The sequence below is a fragment of the Pricia antarctica genome (genome assembly GCF_900101815.1).
GTDB lineage: Bacteria > Bacteroidota > Bacteroidia > Flavobacteriales > Flavobacteriaceae > Pricia > Pricia antarctica.
The window spans coordinates 278,951-296,567 of record NZ_FNAO01000005.1 but is presented as its reverse complement, the minus strand read 5'-3'; the positions used below and the strand labels follow the sequence as shown (position 1 = coordinate 296,567).

At 44.0% G+C, this 17,617-nt stretch carries 15 protein-coding genes; 9 read left to right on the top strand and 6 right to left on the bottom strand.

What is annotated here, in order from left to right:
• Window positions 1-151 precede the first annotated feature (151 nt).
• Genes guaA through BLT07_RS11325 form a run of 4 tightly spaced genes read left to right on the top strand, consistent with a single transcriptional unit; the run spans window position 152 to window position 4,853 of the window.
• Window positions 152-1,684: a glutamine-hydrolyzing GMP synthase gene (gene guaA / locus BLT07_RS11340; RefSeq protein WP_091868736.1), complete on the top strand. Its 1,533-nt coding sequence runs from the start codon at window positions 152-154 to the stop codon at window positions 1,682-1,684.
• 50 nt (window positions 1,685-1,734) lie between these two features.
• Window positions 1,735-3,915: an amino acid ABC transporter substrate-binding protein gene (locus BLT07_RS11335; RefSeq protein WP_091868734.1), complete on the top strand. Its 2,181-nt coding sequence runs from the start codon at window positions 1,735-1,737 to the stop codon at window positions 3,913-3,915.
• 12 nt (window positions 3,916-3,927) lie between these two features.
• On the top strand, window positions 3,928-4,332 hold the full coding sequence (locus BLT07_RS11330) for an OsmC family protein (protein ID WP_091868731.1): 405 nt from the start codon (window positions 3,928-3,930) through the stop codon (window positions 4,330-4,332).
• An 8-nt stretch (window positions 4,333-4,340) separates the two neighbouring features.
• Window positions 4,341-4,853 (top strand): DUF922 domain-containing protein, encoded by a 513-nt coding sequence (locus tag BLT07_RS11325; protein ID WP_245726526.1) that lies wholly within the window; start codon window positions 4,341-4,343, stop codon window positions 4,851-4,853.
• Window positions 4,854-5,005: 152 nt separating this feature from the next.
• Here the strand turns inward: BLT07_RS11325 and BLT07_RS11320 are convergent, their stop codons facing one another.
• Together BLT07_RS11320 and BLT07_RS11315 are read right to left on the bottom strand one after the other, a co-directional pair.
• Window positions 5,006-5,557, bottom strand: a complete 552-nt coding sequence (locus BLT07_RS11320) for a hypothetical protein (protein WP_091868729.1) — start codon at window positions 5,555-5,557, stop codon at window positions 5,006-5,008.
• 103 nt (window positions 5,558-5,660) lie between these two features.
• Entirely contained in the window at window positions 5,661-6,530 is an 870-nt protein-coding gene (locus BLT07_RS11315) for a hydroxypyruvate isomerase family protein (RefSeq protein WP_091868727.1), read from the bottom strand.
• A gap of 72 nt (window positions 6,531-6,602) precedes the next feature.
• Here BLT07_RS11315 and BLT07_RS11310 point away from each other — a divergent pair, with 72 nt between their 5' ends.
• The 3 genes from BLT07_RS11310 (at window position 6,603) to yidC (ending at window position 10,542) form a co-directional block, all read left to right on the top strand.
• Complete coding sequence (locus tag BLT07_RS11310) at window positions 6,603-6,845, top strand: DUF3820 family protein (RefSeq protein ID WP_091868725.1); 243 nt, start codon at window positions 6,603-6,605, stop codon at window positions 6,843-6,845.
• Between the two features lie 47 nt (window positions 6,846-6,892).
• Entirely contained in the window at window positions 6,893-8,530 is a 1,638-nt protein-coding gene (locus BLT07_RS11305; RefSeq protein ID WP_091868723.1) for a CTP synthase, read from the top strand.
• Window positions 8,531-8,688: 158 nt separating this feature from the next.
• Window positions 8,689-10,542, top strand: a complete 1,854-nt coding sequence (gene yidC, locus BLT07_RS11300) for a membrane protein insertase YidC (protein WP_091868721.1) — start codon at window positions 8,689-8,691, stop codon at window positions 10,540-10,542.
• 511 nt (window positions 10,543-11,053) lie between these two features.
• On the opposite strand, the gene BLT07_RS21730 is transcribed toward yidC, so the two are convergent.
• Both BLT07_RS21730 and BLT07_RS11290 read right to left on the bottom strand, forming a co-directional pair.
• Window positions 11,054-11,191: a fasciclin domain-containing protein gene (locus tag BLT07_RS21730; RefSeq protein WP_217633314.1), complete on the bottom strand. Its 138-nt coding sequence runs from the start codon at window positions 11,189-11,191 to the stop codon at window positions 11,054-11,056.
• A 376-nt stretch (window positions 11,192-11,567) separates the two neighbouring features.
• On the bottom strand, window positions 11,568-12,977 hold the full coding sequence (locus BLT07_RS11290; protein WP_091869009.1) for a fasciclin domain-containing protein: 1,410 nt from the start codon (window positions 12,975-12,977) through the stop codon (window positions 11,568-11,570).
• 294 nt (window positions 12,978-13,271) lie between these two features.
• Between BLT07_RS11290 and mnmA the strand changes: the two genes are divergently transcribed.
• Both mnmA and BLT07_RS11280 read left to right on the top strand, forming a co-directional pair.
• Window positions 13,272-14,462 (top strand): tRNA 2-thiouridine(34) synthase MnmA, encoded by a 1,191-nt coding sequence (gene mnmA, locus BLT07_RS11285; protein WP_091868717.1) that lies wholly within the window; start codon window positions 13,272-13,274, stop codon window positions 14,460-14,462.
• A 96-nt stretch (window positions 14,463-14,558) separates the two neighbouring features.
• A complete protein-coding gene (locus BLT07_RS11280; RefSeq protein WP_091868715.1) occupies window positions 14,559-15,500 on the top strand; it encodes an NAD(P)H-dependent flavin oxidoreductase in 942 nt (313 codons plus the stop codon).
• A 139-nt stretch (window positions 15,501-15,639) separates the two neighbouring features.
• Here BLT07_RS11280 and BLT07_RS11275 read toward each other — a convergent pair whose 3' ends face one another.
• On the bottom strand, window positions 15,640-16,518 hold the full coding sequence (locus BLT07_RS11275; protein ID WP_091868713.1) for a sugar phosphate isomerase/epimerase family protein: 879 nt from the start codon (window positions 16,516-16,518) through the stop codon (window positions 15,640-15,642).
• Window positions 16,519-16,839: 321 nt separating this feature from the next.
• The gene (locus tag BLT07_RS11270; RefSeq protein ID WP_091868711.1) at window positions 16,840-17,382 is read right to left on the bottom strand and encodes a ferritin; all 543 of its coding nucleotides are present in this window, start codon (window positions 17,380-17,382) and stop codon (window positions 16,840-16,842) included.
• Window positions 17,383-17,617 lie beyond the last annotated feature (235 nt).

The following is a 17,617-nucleotide window of genomic DNA, read 5'->3' as shown; positions in this document are numbered from 1 at the left end:
ATTTTCCACCCCTGCATCTGCTCCTAATCTTGACATCTTCTTTTTTCTACTTTGTATCTTCCCTATGCTTTTTTTACAATGTTGTTAAAAACCTGATCATAAATATGCGCAAACACGCTTCCGGAAAATCCGTAATTCCCTATTTTTGCGCATGCTAAACAACGTCCTAATTCTTGACTTCGGTTCCCAGTACACCCAGCTTATCGCCCGGCGCGTACGCGAACTGAATATTTTCTGTGAGATAAAGCCCTATAACAAGCTGCCCGAAGACCTTTCAGGCTACAAAGCGGTCATTCTATCGGGTTCCCCTTTTTCGGTGCGTGCCGATGATGCCCCGCATCCAGATCTTTCAAATATCAAAGGAAAAAAGCCATTGCTTGCCGTATGCTACGGTGCTCAATATCTCGTTCACTTCAACGGCGGCAGCGTCGAAAAATCGAATACGAGGGAATATGGGCGGGCCAATCTATCTTATATAAAATCTGACGAACCCTTTTTTAAATCCATTTCCGAAGGTAGCCAAGTGTGGATGAGCCATAGCGATACCATAAAAACGCTACCGGAAAATGCGACGATTCTGGCCAGTACCCATGATGTAGAATATGCTTCCTATAAAATTGAAGGTGAGGATACTTATGGTATTCAATTTCATCCAGAGGTTTATCATACAAAGGACGGTAAAAAGCTGCTCGAAAACTTCTTGGTTACCATCGCTGGACTCGAACAAACTTGGACACCGGATGCTTTTGTAGACGTGACGGTTGCCGAACTGAAACAGAAAATAGGTACGGATAAGGTAATTCTAGGCTTATCCGGCGGAGTGGATTCCACCGTGGCTGCCGTGCTTTTGCATAAGGCCATCGGTAAACACTTGCACTGTATTTTTGTCAACAACGGATTATTGCGCAAAAACGAGTTTGAAGAAGTACTTGACCAATATGAGCATATGGGTCTTAATGTCAAAGGTGTGGATGCTTCGGCACGTTTTTTGGATGCGTTGGAAGGCGAAAGTGATCCTGAAAAGAAACGCAAAAGTATCGGTCGGGTCTTTATTGAGGTTTTTGACGATGAGGCACATCTTGTGGAAGATGCGAAATGGTTGGCGCAGGGTACCATTTATCCTGATGTTATCGAATCCGTTTCCGTTACCGGCGGTCCATCGGCAACGATTAAAAGCCATCATAATGTCGGCGGATTGCCCGATTTTATGAAATTAAAGGTCGTAGAGCCACTGAAAATGCTTTTTAAGGATGAGGTGCGTAGGGTAGGAAAAAGCATGGCCATAGGCGACGAACGTCTGGGAAGACATCCGTTTCCGGGACCGGGTCTGGCCATTCGCATCCTTGGCGATATTACCCGCGAAAAGGTGGCCATTCTCCAGGAAGTCGACCATATATTTATCAAAGGTTTACGCGATTGGGGACTTTATGACAAGGTTTGGCAGGCCGGGGCCATGCTTTTGCCCGTAAATAGTGTAGGGGTGATGGGCGATGAGCGAACGTATGAAAAATGCGTAGCTTTGCGTGCTGTAGAGAGTACCGACGGTATGACGGCCGATTGGGTCAATCTGCCCTATGAATTTTTGCAGAAGGTATCTAACGATATTATCAATAAAGTGCCGGGTGTGAATAGGGTAGTTTACGATATTAGCTCGAAACCACCGGCGACGATAGAATGGGAGTGATACACCTAGCAAAATTATCTTTTTAACACAATAATTAACGATTGGATTCAATGAACCGATTTTTTAGAAATATACTCGTCTTTTCGCTGTTGACCATTGCGTTGGCAAGCTGTAAGGCGCAGAAATTTACGACACACGCCGTAAAGAAAGGGGAGACCTTGACCGGTCTTTCAAAACAGTATAGGGTAGACACTGCTACCATTTTGAGATATAATAAAGAAATTAAACAGGGTGATGAATTAAAGGCCAACACTATTTTGGTCATACCTAGAGGGGAGAAAACACCCACGGCAACCCGGCCTAGCACATCTGACCAATCGAAGGATTCCGTAATCCAAGGCGATGAACCTATAGGTTTTACCTCACATCGGGTTAGAAAAAGGGAGACCTTGTACGGTATCGCCCAACGTTTTCGTATCACCGAAGACGAAATCAAAAAATACAATCCCGAATTATATTCTGCCCAGTTGAATAAGGGTATGACCTTGAAAATTCCGCAGTACCGCAGAACAAAAGCCGAACAGGCCGCCGGTAGCGATGAAGATTTGGAAACGTATACCGTGGCTCCCAAGGAGACTCGATGGAGTATCGCCAATAAATTCGGTATTACTATTGACAGTATGTTGGTTTTGAATCCCGAGCTTTCAAAAGCCACCGACTATCTGGCGGTAGGGCAGGAGTTGAAAATGCCCAGACCAGCGGGAAGTACTGTTGAAAACCAAAAAACACAGCTTTACCTGTCGTATACCGTTCCCCCGAAAATGAATTTTTATCAACTGGAGCAAAAATTTGGAGTGAAGTCCGATGAGATTGTCAGGTTGAATCCCGAGATAACAGAAAAGGGCGGTCTAAAAGAGAACATGGTCATCCGTATTCCCCAAGTAACGTTGGATGCGGGGGAAGTCAATACCGATAATTACAATTTTTATGAGGTGAAGCCGAAGCAGACGGTATTTTCATTGACCCGTAAACTGGGCCTTACCTATAAAGATCTGCTGGAACTGAATCCCGATTTGAGCGATGGTCTTAAAGCGGGCATGGTCTTGAAATTGCCCAAAGATCAAAAAGGAGATTTTGATGTACGTAACGCATTGGTTCTAGATAAAATCAATTTGTTGGACAGTATCGATGTGAAGAACGTCCCGAAAGTGGTGTTTATGTTCCCTTTTCGGATAGACAAGCTTGATTTGGCAAACAAGGAAGAGGTGACCGATATTATTGAGGATAGAAACAGTCTTAAATTCAGTCTGGGCCTATATTCCGGGGCTTTGATTGCCCTTGATTCCATAGCCGACCTAGGCATATCGGTCGACGTAGATAGTTATGATAATCAGTTAAGTCTCGCTAGAACCAAAGAAATTTTGCAAAAGGAAAATCTCAATACGGTCAGTGCCATTATCGGCCCTCTTGATTTGGCTTCCCTAAAGGAAACCGCGGTCCGGGCGAAAGGTTCGCAAGTGCCAGTTATAGCACCTATACCTGCAGAAAGTGATCTTAGCCTGTCGAATGTGTTTTATTCGTATACCCCGAATACGGTGCTTCGGGCCCGCATGCTCGATTTTGCCGAAGAAAAGTACGAAGGCCAGAACGTGGTCGTCATCGCCGATTCCATTCACGTTGTGGCGAGAGATTCCATTCTGTCCAGATTTCCCGATGCCAAAGTTGCCGAGGTCATCGAAGAAGAGAAAAACATCGGTATCGATATCGAGAAATTTAAAATGCTACTTTCCGATGAATTGGAAAACTGGGTATTTGTAGAGACCGATAACTTTAAGCTGGTGGCCAGTGTAAGCTCTATCCTGAATTCTTTTCAGAATACCCTTTTGGATATCGAGCAACCGGAACGTGAAAAACTGAAGCTACGAATGTTTACCACAAACAAGACTTCCGCCTTTGAGAACGATGTCATTTCGAGTACGCATCTTTCGAATCTGAGTTTTACCTATCCTTCGGTGTACAGAATACCTGAGAGCAGTGCCTTTTCACGGCGCTACGAAAAACGCTTTGGTAGTTTGCCCGATCGTTATGCCGTAAGGGGTTTCGATATAACCTATGATCTGTTGCTGAAACTGGCGTATAAAAATAACTTGATGGAGGTTTCGAAATATATCGGCGAGACCGAGTACGCGGGCACTAAATTCGATTATGAAAAAGATCCCGTCAAGGGCTATTTTAACCAAGCTTCGTATATTATGACCTTTGAGGATTTGCGGATCAAGCAGGTACAGTGATTAGATTTTGATATGACTTCAAAAATTACCTACAACGGCGAATTGCGGACTACCTGCGAACATATTCGTTCAGGAAATACCTTTATGACAGATGCCCCGTTGGATAACAACGGATTGGGGCAGGCATTTTCCCCGACCGATACCGTGGCCACGGGATTCGGAAGTTGCATGATTACCGTTATGGGTATAAAGGCTAAAAGCTTGCATATAGATTTGACGGACGCCACCGTAGAAATCACCAAACATATGGCTTCCGGCCCTAGAAGGATAGCCAAAATAGAAGCGAAGCTAAATTTACCCGCCGATGTTTCGGATAAGCACCGCAAAATCTTGGAAAACACGGCAAATACTTGCTCCGTTCACTACAGTTTACATCCCGATATCGAAAAGGTAATTACGTTTTCTTGGGAGCGTTGAGATTTTATTTGTCCATATTTTTCCTCTGTATAATAGGATTTGTTTTTTCACAGGAGGAGACTATCCCTTGGAACGCGGACCGCAAACTACAATGGTCCGATTTTAAGGGAAGCTATTTCAAGACCGAGTGGGCGGCGGCTACCACGGCAACCGGTATTAGTTATGCTTTTACGGCAAATGAGCAAAACGGACAGCAATTTTTGGGGATCGAGGTGAAGTGCGTATTCTTTCCTCAAAAATCATGGTACCGTCCCGAAATTTGCGACTCCATAATCTTAAGTCACGAGCGATTGCACTTCGATATCGCGGAACTGCATGCCCGTAAATTCCGTAAGCGCTTGGCAGAATTCCGATTCACCGATAATGTCAAGGAAGAAGTGAGGGATATCTACAAACAAATACTCAAAGAACTCCTTATTTTCCAAAACAAATACGATCGGGAGACCGATTTTTCAAAAGATTTGCAGCGTCAATTATTATGGAATCGAAGCATCGCCGAGGAGTTGGTCGTCGAACCATAAAAAGGAAGTCCCAAACCCCTTTGGAACCTTCCCAAGATTTGAATAGTTAAGCTCCTTAATGTAGGAAGCCGGGAAGAAATCACAAAAAAAAAGCCGTCTCGTTTGGTTAAGGGACGGCTTCTCGAAATTTTGAGAATTGAATGTGCAGTTTCCTAGAATCTAAAGGCTACACCAAGGGATAAAATGGATACCCCGTAACCAGCTTCGGCAAAAACTCCGAATTGTTCTGTAAAGTACCAACGGCCGCCTACAAAAACGGTAGCACTTGGTCTACTGTCCAGACCGCCAGAATAACCACTATCGATCGAAGCGATATTGTACGAAAGCATTGCTCCGCCGTAGACATCTAGGTTTTCGACATCAAGATCGATATAATGAAAAGCTCCACGTACCCCAATAATCGTATAGTTGTAATCATAGGTTGCACCGCCAAATCCACGATTCGATGTGTATGATTTATAGCCGAGATAGCCTCCAAGACTCACAATGCCAAAGTCTCCCGTTTCCCAAATTCCCCTTTCATAACTTGCATTCAGACCTATACTTTGAGAGGAATTACCCAAACCGCCATAATAAAAATTACCTCCAATACCGATACCGGCATTGATGACGTTTGTGCCCTTACTAAATTCTTGGGCGGAGATTGATTGTACTGTCAAGAGAGCGATAGCCGTAAGTGCTAAATAACTGATTGCTTTTTTCATTTTTCTTGATTTTGATGTTAAGATGATTCAATAGGTATTGATTGTTTACTGGTTCTGTGTCTTTTTTGCATCTGAGGGGTAAGGGGTAAAAAGTTTCAGCCTCTTACACATCACATATTGCAACCCCCTGCTTTAAGGCTGCAATCTTATCATCCCAAGACGGAACGAACTCTTGAGCCACATGGCCTTCGTACCCTGTAGCTAGTATCGCCTTCATGATAGCCGGGTAAAAAAGTTCCTGGGTCTCGTCGATTTCGTGGCGGCCGGGGTTGCCTCCTGTATGGTAATGTCCAAAATAAGGATGGTAGTCCTGAATAGTGCGGATGACATCACCTTCCATGATCTGCATGTGGTAAATATCGTAGAGCAATTTGAAATTTTCCGAGCCTAACTGCTTACAGAGCTCAACGCCCCATAGGCTGTGATCGCACATATAATCTTTATGGTTGACTTTTGAATTGAGCAGCTCCATCTGAATTACCACGCCATATTTTTCTGCCAAGGGTAGTATTTGTTCTAGGCCGTCAACGCAGTTTTGAAGCCCGACCTTATCGTCCATACCATTGCGATTTCCGCTAAAGGTGATGAGGTTGGTAAAGCCAGCTTCGGCCACTTTGGGTATAACATCGGTAAAGCTTTCGATCAATTCGGTATGTAATTTAGGGTCGTTCCATCCCTTTTCGATGCCAAGTCCGGCACCCCAGCACATTGCGGCATGAACACCGTGTTTTTTCAATAGCGGCCAATCTTCCGGACCGACCAAATCGATGGCCGTAACGCCAAGGTCTTTCAGGTTTCCCAAAAATTCATCTAAGGGTATGGGGTTGTAGCACCAAAAGCAGGCACTGTGGTTGATATTGTTCTTGAGTTCCAAGGGTTTGTTCTCTTTGGATGCCATGGCGTTTCCTGTCTGGGCGGCCAATACTCCGACCGATGCGGCGGCGGATGTGCCTATAAAAGTTCTTCGTTTCATTGTAAGTAGTTTGCTGTTTTTGTTTTCCCCTTTACCTAAAAGTAGGTTAAATATAGTATTTTTACTTTACAAATGGATGTTACTCCCGATAAAGAAAAGCTCATCGAACTGGCCCACTACCGTATGCCCTTTGGAAGATTCAAGGACAGATATTTGGTAGACCTTCCAGAGGCCTATCTGATTTGGTTCAAGCAAAAAGGCTTTCCGGATGGTAAACTGGGAAAGCTGATGGCCTCCATCCTAGAAATCAAGGTAAACGGACTGGAACCGCTCATCCATAAAATTCAAAAAGATTTTCCAAGGCGGTTACGTTGATTTCTCCCTGCCTTTTGTACTTTTGCCTCCCGTACAACGAAGCCACCATGTCAGACACAAAATACATTTTCGTTACGGGAGGAGTAACTTCATCCTTAGGAAAAGGGATTATTGCCGCCTCACTTGCCAAACTGTTGCAGGCAAGGGGATACAAGACCACGATACAGAAATTAGATCCTTATATCAACGTAGACCCGGGCACGTTGAACCCATATGAGCATGGAGAATGTTATGTGACCGATGATGGCGCGGAGACCGATCTCGATTTGGGCCATTATGAACGTTTCTTGAACGTGCGTACTTCGCAGGCGAACAATGTTACCACCGGCAGAATTTATCAAAGTGTTATCGAAAAAGAACGGCGCGGCGAGTTTTTGGGAAAGACGGTGCAAGTCGTTCCCCACATCACGAATGAAATTAAACACCGAGTTCAATTGCTGGGCAATAGCGGCGAGTACGATATGGTTATCACCGAAATCGGTGGTACCGTCGGCGATATCGAGTCATTGCCCTATATAGAGGCCGTGCGCCAGTTGTTGTGGGAATTGGGCGACAATAATGGTATCGTCATACACCTTACTTTGGTCCCCTATCTTTCCGCAGCCGGGGAATTGAAGACAAAACCAACACAGCATTCAGTAAAGACGCTTATGGAGAGCGGTATCAAGGCCGATATCCTGGTCTGCCGCACGGAACATGAAATTCCCGATGATCTGAAGGATAAATTGGCGCTTTTCTGCAACGTGAAACGTGAGGCGGTCATACAGTCGATCGATGCATCAACCATCTACGACGTACCAATCTTGATGCAAGAGGAAGGTTTGGATACCGTAGTGCTTAAAAAACTGGGACTCCCGAACAACACCGAACCGGATCTTACCCAATGGAACGAATTCCTGAACAGGCATAAAAATCCGAAGCACGAGATTACTATCGGACTTATCGGGAAGTATGTGGAGTTACAGGATTCCTATAAATCCATTTTAGAATCCCTGATCCATGCCGGGGCGGCCAACGAGGTGCGGGTAAATATCCGTTCGATTCATTCCGAACATCTTTCGGAAAAGAACTTGGTTAAAAAATTAGATTTGCTCGATGGGGTACTTGTCGCTCCCGGATTCGGAAAACGGGGTATCATTGGCAAGATCAGGGCCGTACAATACGCCCGTGAAAACGGTATTCCCTTTTTGGGTATTTGCCTGGGGATGCAAATGGCGGTCATCGAATATGCCCGCAATGTATTGGGATTAAAAGATGCCAATTCCACTGAAATGGATGCCAGCACCTCAGATCCGGTAATAAGTTTGATGGAAGAGCAAAAGAATGTTGTCAACAAAGGCGGCACTATGCGTTTAGGGGCCTGGGACTGTGAGCTGGCCGAAAATAGCATTGTGCGAAAAGTCTATAACGACGTAAGTTCCATTTCGGAAAGACATCGCCACCGTTATGAGTTCAATAATGCGTATAAAGCACCACTTGAAGAAGCCGGATTGATGGCTTCGGGAATAAATAAGGAAACGGGACTGGTAGAAATTATCGAATTAAAAGATCATCCCTGGTTTATCGGGGTGCAATACCATCCTGAATATAAGAGCACGGTGGCTAATCCGCATCCGCTTTTTGTCGGATTCGTAAAGGCGGCCTTGACCCAAAAATTGAAGCGAACTAGTGCCAGTTTGACATAAGTTCGAGAATTGGACATATATTTGTTAATTGGAATAATTATACCTGTCGGGCTTATGTTAGCTGGCAAAGTCGTACAGTTTGAATATTCGTACTATTTAATTGGAACGAAAACCTGACGGGTCTAGCCGACCAGGCCAAAGCCAAATTAAAATTTTACATGGAAGAGAAAAAAGTAGATATAAATTCTATTATCGGTTTTGTGCTGATATTCGGTATCCTCATTTTTATGTTTTATCAAAACCGGCCCACACCGGAAGAGGTCAAGGCGGAAAAGGCGAAACAAGAACAAATGGCGGAAGAAGCCGAACCGCAGGTAACCGAAGAAAAAGCAACTCCAGAACCCGCACAGATCAATCTTCAAGATTCGACCGCCGTAGCCGATTATAAGAGCAAGATCGGAGCCTTCGGTTTTACGCAAGCCTCGGATGAGACGAGCAAGCTGCAGAATGATTTGGTCTACTTGGAAATCAGCAACAAGGGCGGCCAGATTATCGAGGCGCGCATGAAGCAGTACCATACGTATGATTCCATACCCGTATACCTTATTAGGGATGGCAATGCTTCGTTCGGGTTGCATTTTACAACTTCCGATAATCGTGTGCTAAATACCGAAGACCTTTATTTTGAGCCCTCATTAAGCGAAAGCAATGGTAATCAAGTCCTTACTATGAAGGCCAAAGCGGGTCCAGATAAATTCTTGGAATACCGCTACGAAATGAAACCGGATGATTATCTGGTCGATTTCACCGTGCGCTCTCAAGGCCTGAACGGCGTAGTCAATAGCAGCCAGCCTATAACTTTGAACTGGAAATTAAAAGGTATCCGACATTCGAAGAGTGTAAAATATGAGAACAGGTACACCGAACTTACTTATAACAATGAAGGCGGGGATATCGATTATTTATCGATCAGTAGCGATGATGATGAGAAGGGCCAAGACGTCAAATGGGTATCTTTTAGACAACACTTTTTTAGTTCGATATTGGCCGACAAGAGTAATTTTAAAAGTGCCGATCTTACCTCTACAAACTTGGTGGAAGAAGAAACCCATACCCAAGCCTTCACCAAAGAATTTGGTGCATCGATTCCCTTGACGATGGATGGCGGGGAGCTTTCGCAAAACATGTATTGGTTTTATGGTCCTACCGATATCGATGTTTTATCAAAATATGGGGAATTGGGTCTTGACGATTCCATTCCCTTCGGGTGGGGTATCTTCGGATGGATCAACCGCTATGTCTTTACTCCCTTTTATTCCTTCTTAAGTTCGTTTCTGCCTTTTGGAATTGCCATTGTCATCATGACCATTTTGGTGCGACTGGCCATGTCCCCCGTTACTTATAAGTCTTATCTATCACAGGCCAAGATGAAGGTGCTGAAACCGGAAATCACCGAGCTGGGGGAGAAGTATAAGGACAATGCCATGAAAAAGCAGCAAGAGACCATGAAGCTGTACGGTAAGGCGGGGGTCAGTCCCATGAGTGGATGTGTACCGGCCTTATTGCAGATGCCGATATTCTATGCGCTGTTCATGTTCTTCCCGACCTCGTTTGCGCTGCGTCAAAAACCCTTCTTATGGGCCGATGACCTTTCCTCTTACGATGTGGTCGCTAATTTGCCTTTCGAGATTCCGTTCTATGGAGATCACGTGAGTCTTTTCCCGATTTTGGCGTCTATAGCTATTTTCTTTTACATGATGATGACCACAGGGCAGAATATGCCCACACAGCCGGGCATGCCGAACATGAAGTTTATCATGTACCTGATGCCTTTGATGATGCTGTTCTTTTTCAACAACTATGCTAGTGGCCTAAGTTTGTACTATTTTGTGTCAAATTTGATTACCATAGGTATCATGTTGGTCATTAAGAACTTTATTCTCGATAACGACCGGATCCATGCCCAGATCCAGGAGAACAAGAAGAAACCAAAAAAGGAAAACAAGTTCCAACGCAAAATGCGCGAGATGATGGAGCAGGCCGAGGAGCAGAAAAAAGTTGGAAAGCGATAGAAAAAAACCATTGCTATTTAGTGGCCGGGTTTTCAAACATCTGGATAGCGTAGTGCAGAAAACAAAAGACCCCAACATTCCTGTCAGGGTCTCAAGCATCAGGTTAGGGTTACCCAAGAGCATTAGACAAATGAGCCCGACATTCCCGTTAGAGTCTCACACATAAGGTTAAGGTTATCCAGTGCATTAGACAAATGAGCCCGACATTCCTGTAAGGGTCTCAAATATGAAGTTAGAGTCAGCCTAATGCATTAAGAAAAAGACCCCGACATTCCTGTCAGGGTCTCAAGCATCAAGTTAGATTGGTTTGGTAAGATTTGGGAGGGTAAAGATGCGGGTTACGTCCCATTTAAAAAAATGGAAGTTGTCAAGCTCCTGTTCTTGTATGCCAAGGATGGCAATTTTGATGTTTGAATTTTCTATAAGTAAACTACCACGATGGTTCAATAAAATAACTTTCCTAGAATAGGTCTAGAAAGGTTTCATTAAATTGGAAGAGTCATCCCATTAATTAATGTGAAGGCGGATTCAAAATAGTCAACACTTCTTGTTGCAGTAATACCTTATCGATAACATGAACGATACCATTGCTGGCTTCTGCATCGGCTTGCAAGACTTGAGCATCATTTTCTGTTACATCTGACCTCAAAATCCTATATGCTCGGTTCCAAAGGATGCCTCTAAGAGTTCATAATAAATAGCTTTAGATAAAAGTTTAATAAATGATTTACTAATCAAAAAACCAGACTTATTTAAAATCATCCATTATTTTAACAATTCGGTTTGGTTGATGGTAAAATATATGCTTAGTAGTTAAGGCAACTGACAATTTATTATACAAGTAATCTGTTTAACATTAGGTTCATAATATAAAACAAAAAATGTTTTGGAGGAAGCATTTAAATTTTATACTAATTTTAAAAATCAGTAAAATGAATTGATAGCTAAATGGATGTAATAGTATTTATAAAAAATAAAAAAGCCGCTAACAAATAGCGGCTTTATGATATTAAGTATGAATAATGCTAGTTATCCAAGTTGGGAATCATCATTTTGTCAATCGCATGAACAACACCGTTCATGGCCTGGACATCGGTTACGATTATATTGATATCACTGTTTCCAGCTCCATCGGTAATACTAAAACCGTCACCAGCTGCAGTAAAGGTCAAGACATCGCCTTCCAAGGTAGCCGGTGAGATCAAGCCATCGGTCAGGTCTCCGGCAACGATATTGTTTCCACCAATTACATGATGTTGCAATATTGCGGTAAGTGTCTCGCCGGTAGGCACTTCGGCCAATGCTTCGAATGCGCTGTTGACCGGTGCGAATACGGTGAAGGGCGCAGGGTCTGTACCGGTCGGGGTACTAAGAACACTTACAAAATCGGGTTGTCCCTCTGCGGTCAAAGCACCAATAAGGGAGGAAAAGTTTTCCGTGTCAGCTGTGGCAAACGTCACTACGGTAGGTAAATCGATAACTGTATCTACCGCATGTATGATACCATTGGTAGCCACTATGTCCGGTATGGCTACCGTGCTGATACCGTTTAGCTTTACTCCGTCGTCGGTATTGATATAAATACTCAATGCATCTCCGTCGACATTCATAGCAGCCGTTTTGGCGTATGAATTCGAAAGATCTGAGGCAACCAATGCACTCCCGGCAATTACATGATTCGCAAGTATCATATTGATGTCATTACCGTTAAGGTTCTCAAACGCAGTGAAAGCGTCGTTGACCGGTGCAAATACGGTAAACTTTTGGTCTGTTGAACTCAAAAGGTCTGTGAAGGTAGTATTGCCATCTGCTGTAAGGGCACCCACTAAACTGGTTAACGCACCGTTGTAGATCGCATGGTCTACGATATTCGGAAGACCAATAACCTGATCCACGATATGCACAACTCCGTTTGAAGCTGCAACATCTGCAGTGGTCACTGAAACACCGTTAATTTTTACACCATCAGTCGTATCCACATAAAGGCTTAATGCTTTTCCGTCGACTCCGGCAGTGGATGAAGAACTTACATAACCTGTTGCCAAGGTAGAAGAAGTATTTTCCCCTGCAACTACATGATTCAATAACACTTGGGTAAGGACTTCCACGGGTATGTCGTCCAAACTGGCAAAATCATCGTTGGCATCCAAAAATGCCTGAAAGGCTTCATTGGTCGGAGCGAATACCGTAAAAGGACCGTCTCCTTGAAGGGTTTCTACTAAATCGGCTTTTTCTAGGGCCGCTACCAAAGTACTTAAATCTTCAGTCGCTACCGCTGTCTCAACAATACTCATAGCCTCTTCCGTAGGGGGAGTTGGGTCTACCGGATCCGGAATCGTCGGAGGGGTCGCGCCATTATCATCGTCACTACATGAAAAGGCCATAAAAAGAACCAGCGTTAATGCCGATAAGGTTTTAAAATTAAAATTCTTCATATTAAAGGGTTTTAAATTAGTAATTAAGCCGAACAAAATGTGCTGCAATTTTAGTTTAAGGCTAAAGTATGGAAAAAACATAAAAGTCAATTTTGTTTAACGTTAATTAAATTATAATAAACAAAATAAATTGTTTTTGTAGTGGGTGGTTAGCTCTACTACGCTGATAAATCTCTGCGCCATTGAGCGAAATAAAAACTTGCGTCTATCTTGAAATCTGTGCTATTTTAGAGCTTCGGCTACAATAATATCCTTTGATGAATTTCGTATTTTTGCGATTCAATTAGTAAAGGGATGAAAAAAGTGGTCATCGGATTGTCTGGCGGCGTAGATTCAAGCGTGGCGGCGTGCCTTCTTAAGGAGCAAGGTTATGATGTCATCGGCCTTTTTATGAAGAATTGGCACGATGATTCCGTGACAATTTCCGAGGAATGTCCGTGGTTGGAAGACAGCAACGACGCGCTTATTGTCGCCGAAAAACTAGGGATTCCTTTTCAGACGGTCGATTTGAGCGTGGAATATAAGGAGCGTATTGTCGATTATATGTTCGCGGAATATGAAAGGGGGCGCACGCCCAATCCCGATGTGCTCTGCAATCGTGAAATCAAGTTCGATGTCTTCCTTAAAATTGCGTTACAGCTTGGTGCCGATTTTGTGGCGACCGGCCATTACTGTAGAAAGGGTATATTGAAAAATACGGACGGGTCGGAAACCTATCAATTATTGGCGGGGAAGGATACCAATAAAGATCAATCCTATTTTTTATGCCAGCTTTCCCAAGACCAGTTGTCAAAAACGCTTTTTCCCATCGGTGAGCTGACCAAGCCGGAAGTCCGTCGAATTGCGGGGGAGAATGATTTGATAACAGCGGATAAAAAGGATTCCCAAGGCCTTTGTTTTATTGGGAAGGTCAGGTTGCCCGATTTTCTGCAACAAAAACTGAAGTCTAAAAAGGGGGTTATCGTCGAGGTGCCTTCGGATGTTGTCCACTATCAAAGAATTTTGCCGAAATTTAATGGTAAGGCCGACGAATTGGCCTATTTTTCCCAAAAACCGCAATATCAAATTAAGGATGGTAGGATAGTAGGCGAGCATCAAGGCGCCCACTATTTTACGAAAGGCCAGCGCAAGGGATTGGATGTCGGCGGCACCAAAGAACCACTTTTTGTTATCGATACCGATGTGGAAGAAAATGTAATCTACACCGGACAGGGCAAAGCGCACCCGGGACTGTATCGCAGAACGCTCTTCGTAACGGATGATGAGATCCATTGGGTGCGTACGGATCTGGCCTTGAAAGTGGATGCAGCAATGTCCGTCATGGCCCGTATCCGCTATCGCCAGCCTTTGCAAAAAGCAACTTTGTACAAGGTTGACGGAGGATTGTATGTTGATTTTGAAGAGCAGCAATCCGCCATCACCGAAGGGCAGTTTGTTGCTTGGTATGTTGAAGACGAGTTGATCGGGTCGGGCGTGATTTCGTAGCCTACAAACCCTAGAGGAAGGCAAGCCTCGCTCCTGCATAACATTTTATCTTGATGTTCCTTAACTATTTTAATCCTTTTAAAATCCAATAATCCTTTGCAGAATAAAATCACGGAACTTTTTGGTGTGCAATATCCTATTGTTCAAGCGGGTATGGTCTGGGCGAGTGGGTGGCGCTTGGCATCTGCGGTTTCCAATGCCGGGGGATTGGGACTTATCGGGGCAGGTTCCATGTACCCAGAAGTTTTACGCGAACATATAGAAAAATGCCAACAGGCTACGGAATTTCCGTTCGGTGTGAACGTACCTCTTATGTATGCTGATGTGGACAAGCTTATGCATATTATTGTAGAACTCAATGTGAAAATCGTTTTTACCTCCGCCGGGAATCCTAAAAAATATACCTCCTATTTAAAGGAAAAAGGAATTACCGTAGTTCAGGTGGTCAGCAGTGTAAAATTTGCCTTAAAGGCTCAGGAGGCAGATGTCGACGCCATAGTTGCCGAAGGGTTTGAGGCAGGTGGACATAATGGTCGGGACGAGACCACTACCTTGACTTTGATTCCCGCAGTAAAGGAAAAGATTCATGTTCCCCTTATCGCCGCTGGAGGAATCGCAACGGGCCGCGCCATGTTGGCCGCTATGGTATTGGGCGCAGATGGGGTACAAGTCGGCAGCCGGTTCGTAGCTAGCCATGAAGCTTCGTCCCACGACCTCTTCAAACAAAGAGTAGTGGACGCTGGGGAAGGGGATACACATCTGACCCTAAAGGAACTGGCACCCGTGCGTTTGCTAAAGAACAAGTTTTACCAAGATATTCAAAAAGCCTATGCCAATGGAGCGACAAACGAAGAATTGAGCGAACTTTTAGGACGCGCCCGCGCCAAACGCGGTATGTTCGAAGGCGATATGGAAGAAGGCGAGCTGGAAATTGGGCAAGTATCCGCCCTCATCCATGAGATTAAACCTGCCGCGGAAATCGTGGCGGATATGATGGAAGAGTTTGAAAGGGCGAAGGCAGCGGTTTCCAATTTATAAAATGCGAAAACCGCTGATCGCTTAATTCACTTTCAATATGATGACCTGTTGAATAGAGATTCAACTATGAAAACCCCGGAAGTAATTGAGTCTTGTTCATTGAGCTTAACCGAAAATTATTTCTTTCAGACGGCAATTGCTACTCAAATCCAAATTCCTTAATGCCCTCGTGGCTTATTTTTATAGCTTCCAACGGTTTCATACCGTCGAAGGTCCGATCCTGTTCCACCATATAATATTCCATGCCCGATTGTTCTTTTTTATCCAGAATACGGGCGAAATCGATATGGCCTTTTCCTACGGGGGCAAAGCGGCCTTGGTCGTCCATATCCTTTACGTGCCAGATTTTAAAACGTCCGGGGTATTTTTCGAAATAGGCTAGGGGATCGGCGCCCGCTTTGACGACCCAATAGAGATCCATTTGAAAGTTGACATAATCGGGGTTGCAGTTTTCCAAGAGGTAATCGATAGTAACGATGCCATCGGCATCTTTTTTAAATTCAAAATCGTGGTTGTGGTAGAGCAATTGGAGACCCGCTGCACTTGCCTTTTCGCCCAAGGTATCCAAAATTTCCGCTAGATTTTTGGCACCGCCGGCCATACTCATCGTTCGGGTTTTGTCGTCGAATTTGAACAGGCCCATCGGGGGTACCGGTATCACAAAATATTCGAAGCCGGCCGCTTTCACCTCGGCCATCATGGCCTCTGCATTTTCTAAGGTTACACTGCCTTGATGGGTGCTGATGGGCGTAAGCTGTAGTTTTTTCAAGAGAGATTTGAATGCTTTGGGTTTCATGTTGTAGAACTTTCCGTCATCATATCCCGCGGCTTCGATGTTTTTATAGCCTGCATCGGCTACGGCCTTCAAAGTTGCCTTGGCATCGGTACCCATATCGTCGCGTACGGTGTACAGTGCCAGTCCCCCGAATTTCTCTTGGGCGTAGGTGTTGAAACTCGCTAGGGCCAAAAGGACTATAGCAGTGGTTTTAATCCAATTTTTAATTCCAGTTTTCTTCATTACATTAATTTTAATGTTCTCGTTTTAAATTATCCGATAAATCTACGAAAAAGAAGATGACGCAAACCCCAGTTTGCCTAAAGCTTCCCATGAAGTAGTATTTTTCTTGAACCTTAAAACGTTTATCCCTCTTTAAAAATCAAAATCCATGGTTGTTCATAAGAAAAACTACCGCATTCCGATTGGTCTTCTAGTATTTAAAATGGTATTTTATATAGTATCGGCAATCGTTTCCACACCTTCGACCGGCCATTGGTTCATGCGCTAGGGGACGGTGTTGAGTTTTGTTTTAATGGTCGTCCTACTTATTTCAACCAATTTTTAAAACTTTTCCTCCCGTGGCATATCGCCTTCTTGTGAATGTCCTGCCAAATCACGATCCATTTCGTAGAGGCTGTTATTGTCGCTGGTCTCGTTGGAAGCGAGATTGTATTTGTCGATAATTTCGTTTACCAGGCTCTCTTCCTCGATTTGTTCTTTTACGAACCATTGGCCAAAATTGAAGGTGGCCCAATCTTTTTCTTCGTGCGCCAGGTTAACGATTTTATCAATATCCTTGGAGTTGTCCATTTCGGCCTTCAGCACCTTTTGGAGGCAATCGCCGATATTTTTTGGATTTGCGGGTGGAGCCTTGATGGCTTCGATTTGTGTCTCCCCGCCGCGGTCGTTAATGTATTTGAGGATTTTGAACATATGTTCCCGCTCTTCGTGCATATGGCCGTAGAGAAAGGTTGCTATTCCCGAAAAACTATTTACTTCCGCCCAAGAGGCGTAGGAGAGGTACACTTGCGCCTGATAGGCCTCGGTAGTCATCTGGGTGTTCAATAATTTTTCCATTTTATCGGAGATGCGTTTTGATTTCATCTTTTTAATGATTTTTAGTTAATAGTAATAATGTGTAGAAAGATATTGCTTTTTTAGAATACGCTGGTGTTGTATTCCATTGGTTTTTGCTTCAAATCACCATCCTCAACCTAGATTTTTTGCATTTCAACTTTTGACTCTCAAGTCATTTAGACCTTTTGTTTGGAACCGAGAAATTAGGCTTATTTGGCCTAATGGTCTGATTTTTCAGTTGCATAGCCTAAGCTACGGAACT